Below are 3,355 nucleotides of genomic sequence, written 5' to 3'. Positions count from 1 at the left end.
TCCCCGAACCGCCGCCCCATCGCCAAGCTCCGATCAGCCGACCGACCCCCGCGAGCCCCGAGAACCAGCACCGCGCCACGCCACGCCACGAAACCGTATCTCCGCCCACCCCCTTCCATGGCACCGTGGGACCAGGGATCCGAGGACCAGCAAGGAGTACCGGCCATGCGCGATGTCGTCCTGACCGCCACCATCTCCCTCGACGGGTACATCGAGGGCCCCGGCCGGGACATTTCCTGGCATCGCGTCGACGAGGAACTGCACCAGCACTTCAACGACACCCTCCGCGAGGCCGGCGCCTTCCTGAGCGGCCGGGTCACGCACCAGCTGATGACCGAGTTCTGGCCCACGGCCGACAAGGATCCCGACGCGAGCGCCACGGTCGCCGAGTTCGCCGAGATCTGGCGGGAGAAGCCCAAGTTCGTGTACTCGCGGACGTGGGAGCGCGCCGACTGGAACACCACCGTCGTGCGGGACGTCGTACCGGAGGAGGTGCGCGCGCTCAAGGAGCAGCCGGGCGGCCCTCTGGTCCTCAGCGGCGCACACCTGGCCGCCGACTTCCTGCGGCACGGGCTCGTCGACGCGTTCCGGATCTACGTCGATCCGGTGATCGTCGGCGGTGGCACCCCGCTGTTCACGGAGGGCTCCGCCCCGGCCGACCTCCGCCTCGTGGAGACCCACACCTTCGGCAACGGCGTCGTCCTCCTGAGTCACGAACGCGCATAGCCCACGGCCCGGGTCCGTTGACTCGGCGACGCCTTCGACTCGGCGACGGCGTAAAGGGGTTGTCCGGGCGGAGGCACCCGGATAGGAAGGGATCATGACCGAACTCGGCGCCATCTTCCGCCCGCAGTTGCCCCCGGAGCGGCTCCGCACGATCGCCCGACTCGCGGACGCGACCGGCCTGGACGAGCTGTGGGTCTTCGAGGACTGCTTCCGCGAGGCCGGGATCTCGGCAGCCGCGGCAGCGCTCGCCTGGACCGAGCGGGTCCGCGTCGGCGTCGGTCTGCTGCCGGTCCCGTTGCGCAATGTCGCCGTCACCGCCATGGAGGCCGCCACCCTGCACCGGATGTTTCCCGGCCGCGTCAGCCTCGGCATCGGTCATGGCGTCCAGGACTGGATGGGCCAGGTCGGCGCCCGCCCCGCCTCTCCGCTGACGCTGCTGCGCGAGTACACCCTCGCCCTGCGCGGCCTGCTCAACGGCGAGCGGATCACGACGCGGGGGCGGTACGTCACGCTGGACGACGTCGCCCTCGACTGGCCGCCGCCGGGCGGGGCCGAGGTGCTGGTCGGCGGGATCGGCCCGCGCACCCTGCGGCTGTCCGGCGAGGTCGCGGACGGCACGGTGCTCAACGAGGCCTTCTCACCGGAGGGCGTACGCGAAGCGAGCAAGCTGGTGCGGGAGGGCAGGGCCGCGGCCGGCCGGGACCCCGACTCGCACAAGCTCGTCGTCTATCTCTTCGCCGCCACGGGGGAGGACGCCGCCGCCCGGCTCCAGCGCGAGCTGGTCACGACCGGCCTCACCGACGTGCCCGGCCTGGGTGTCGCCGGTGGCGCGGCCGAGGTCGCCGACCGGGTCCAGCGGTACGCCGAGGCGGGCGCCGACACGGTCGTCCTCCTCCCGACCGCCGACGAACCCGACCCCGAGGGCTTCATCCGGTTCGTGGGCGACGACGTACGCCCCCTGGTGAAGTGAACGCACGCCCCCTGCTGAAGTGAGTGAAGCGACGGTGACAGCCATGGTGAGCGCCCAGCAACCGTCGCGGGACGGCGACGACGACCGGCCCCGCGGCTTCGAGGACCTCGTCGCCGAGGGCGCGGCCGTGCCCACCGACGGGTGGGACTTCTCCTGGTTCGAGGGACGGGCCACCGAAGCCCGGCCCTCCTGGGGCTACGCGGTGTCCCTCGCCGGGCGTCTCGCCGTCGCCCGCGCCGCCCTCGACGTACAGACCGGGGGAGGGGAGGTCCTGGACTTCGCCCTCCGCCGGGCAGCCCCGAAGGCCCCCGTCCTCGCCGTCGCGACCGAGGGCTGGCCGGCGAACGTCGCCAAGGCCACCGCCCTGCTGCGCCCGCGCGGGATCCCCGTCGTCGCCGTCGCGGAGGACGAGCCCCTGCCCTTCGCGGACGCCGCCTTCGACCTCGTCTCCAGCAGGCATCCCGTACGGCCGCCGTGGGCCGAGATCGCGCGCGTCCTCGAACCGGGCGGCACCTACTTCGCCCAACACGTCGGCCCGCGCAGCGTCTTCGAGCTGGTCGAGTACTTCCTCGGGCCGCTGCCCGACGAGGTGAGCGCCGTCCGTCATCCGGACCGCGAGCGCGCCGACGCCGAGGCGGCCGGCCTGGAGATCGTCGGCCTGCGGGCGGAGCGGCTGCGCGTCGAGTTCCACGACATCGCCGCCGTCGTCCACTTCCTGCGCAAGGTGGTGTGGATGGTGCCGGGCTTCACCGTGGACCGGTACGAGGAACACCTGCGCTCCCTGCACGAGCGGATCGAGTCCGAGGGCCCGTTCGTGGCCCACAGCACCCGTCACCTCGTCGAGGCCCGCAGACCGGCCTGACAGACACAGTCGGAACAACCGTCCCCTGCCCTCAAGCCGCTTGTCCGTGGGGCGAATTGGCGAGGAACCGTCCCCCCGAGGCGCGGCACCCCCTCAGGACGACCGGCCTCCAGTCCGTGCGGTCGACGTCGGCAGACAGCACCTGTCCTCATCCTCATTCGCATGCTCATCGCGACGGAGCCATGCCTCCCTTTGCGTCCGCCGCCCCCGCGAACCCGCCCGGACACCGACCGCCCACCGGACACACCCAGACATACAGCCCCGTCGGAGTCGGGCATTTTTCGCATAGCCCCATACTCCGCCTCGCCATCTCCACGCGGTTTCCACATCGTTATCGCCGTTGGTCCGGACCCCAGTCGCGCCTCCGGTAAATTCATGGCCAGGCAATTCGCGCCAGCAAAGCTGCGCGGGCGTCACCGTGCAGTGGAGGGGGCTGCGCGGTGACGTGCCGCGTCAAGTGGACGCGCAGGTCGGGTAGCCCATCGGAGGGATGAACGAACCGTTGGCCCGGGAGGGCTCAACCGGTGCGAAAACCTCCGCTTTCGCCGGTGCTCGGCCCTGTCCACCTGGGATTCCGCTGCCTTTCGGCCATGAACCACCTGCGAATCCCACCCGGCGCCACAACCGCCCCGTCGCCACGTGACTGCGGAGAGTAATTTTTGCGCGCCATTGCACGCAGCATCCCTCACGAAGGGTTATGGTGGAAACCCCCCCTCGGGCCGGTCCGTATCCCCCCACGGACCGGCCCGTTTTTTGTTGCCTCCCAGGCCCGTGTCCGAGCGCGCCACCCCGGAAGC

At 71.4% G+C, this 3,355-nt stretch carries 3 protein-coding genes; all 3 read left to right on the top strand.

All coding sequences use genetic code 11. From position 1 onward, the window contains the following. Positions 1–165 precede the first annotated feature (165 nt). The 3 genes from BZL64_RS36725 (at position 166) to BZL64_RS36715 (ending at position 2,558) form a co-directional block, all read left to right on the top strand. Complete coding sequence (locus BZL64_RS36725) at positions 166–726, top strand: dihydrofolate reductase family protein (protein ID WP_086773345.1); 561 nt, start codon at positions 166–168, stop codon at positions 724–726. 94 nt (positions 727–820) lie between these two features. After that, positions 821–1,696: an LLM class flavin-dependent oxidoreductase gene (locus BZL64_RS36720; protein ID WP_086773344.1), complete on the top strand. Its 876-nt coding sequence runs from the start codon at positions 821–823 to the stop codon at positions 1,694–1,696. Between the two features lie 43 nt (positions 1,697–1,739). Beyond that, positions 1,740–2,558, top strand: coding sequence for a methyltransferase domain-containing protein (locus BZL64_RS36715; RefSeq protein ID WP_086773343.1), 819 nt, complete (start codon positions 1,740–1,742; stop codon positions 2,556–2,558). Positions 2,559–3,355 lie beyond the last annotated feature (797 nt).

Origin of the sequence: Streptomyces bobili, from assembly GCF_002154575.1 — a bacterium.
Classification (GTDB): Bacteria; Actinomycetota; Actinomycetes; order Streptomycetales; family Streptomycetaceae; genus Streptomyces; species Streptomyces bobili.
This window is presented reverse-complemented; position numbering and strand designations above follow the sequence as displayed.

Excerpts from the sequence above, each read along its gene's own strand:
- BZL64_RS36725 (WP_086773345.1), top strand. The coding sequence starts at position 166 with ATGCGCGATGTCGTCCTGACCGCCACCATCTCCCTCGACGGGTACATC.
- BZL64_RS36715 (WP_086773343.1), top strand. The coding sequence starts at position 1,740 with ATGGTGAGCGCCCAGCAACCGTCGCGGGACGGCGACGACGACCGGCCC.
- BZL64_RS36720 (WP_086773344.1), top strand. The coding sequence starts at position 821 with ATGACCGAACTCGGCGCCATCTTCCGCCCGCAGTTGCCCCCGGAGCGG.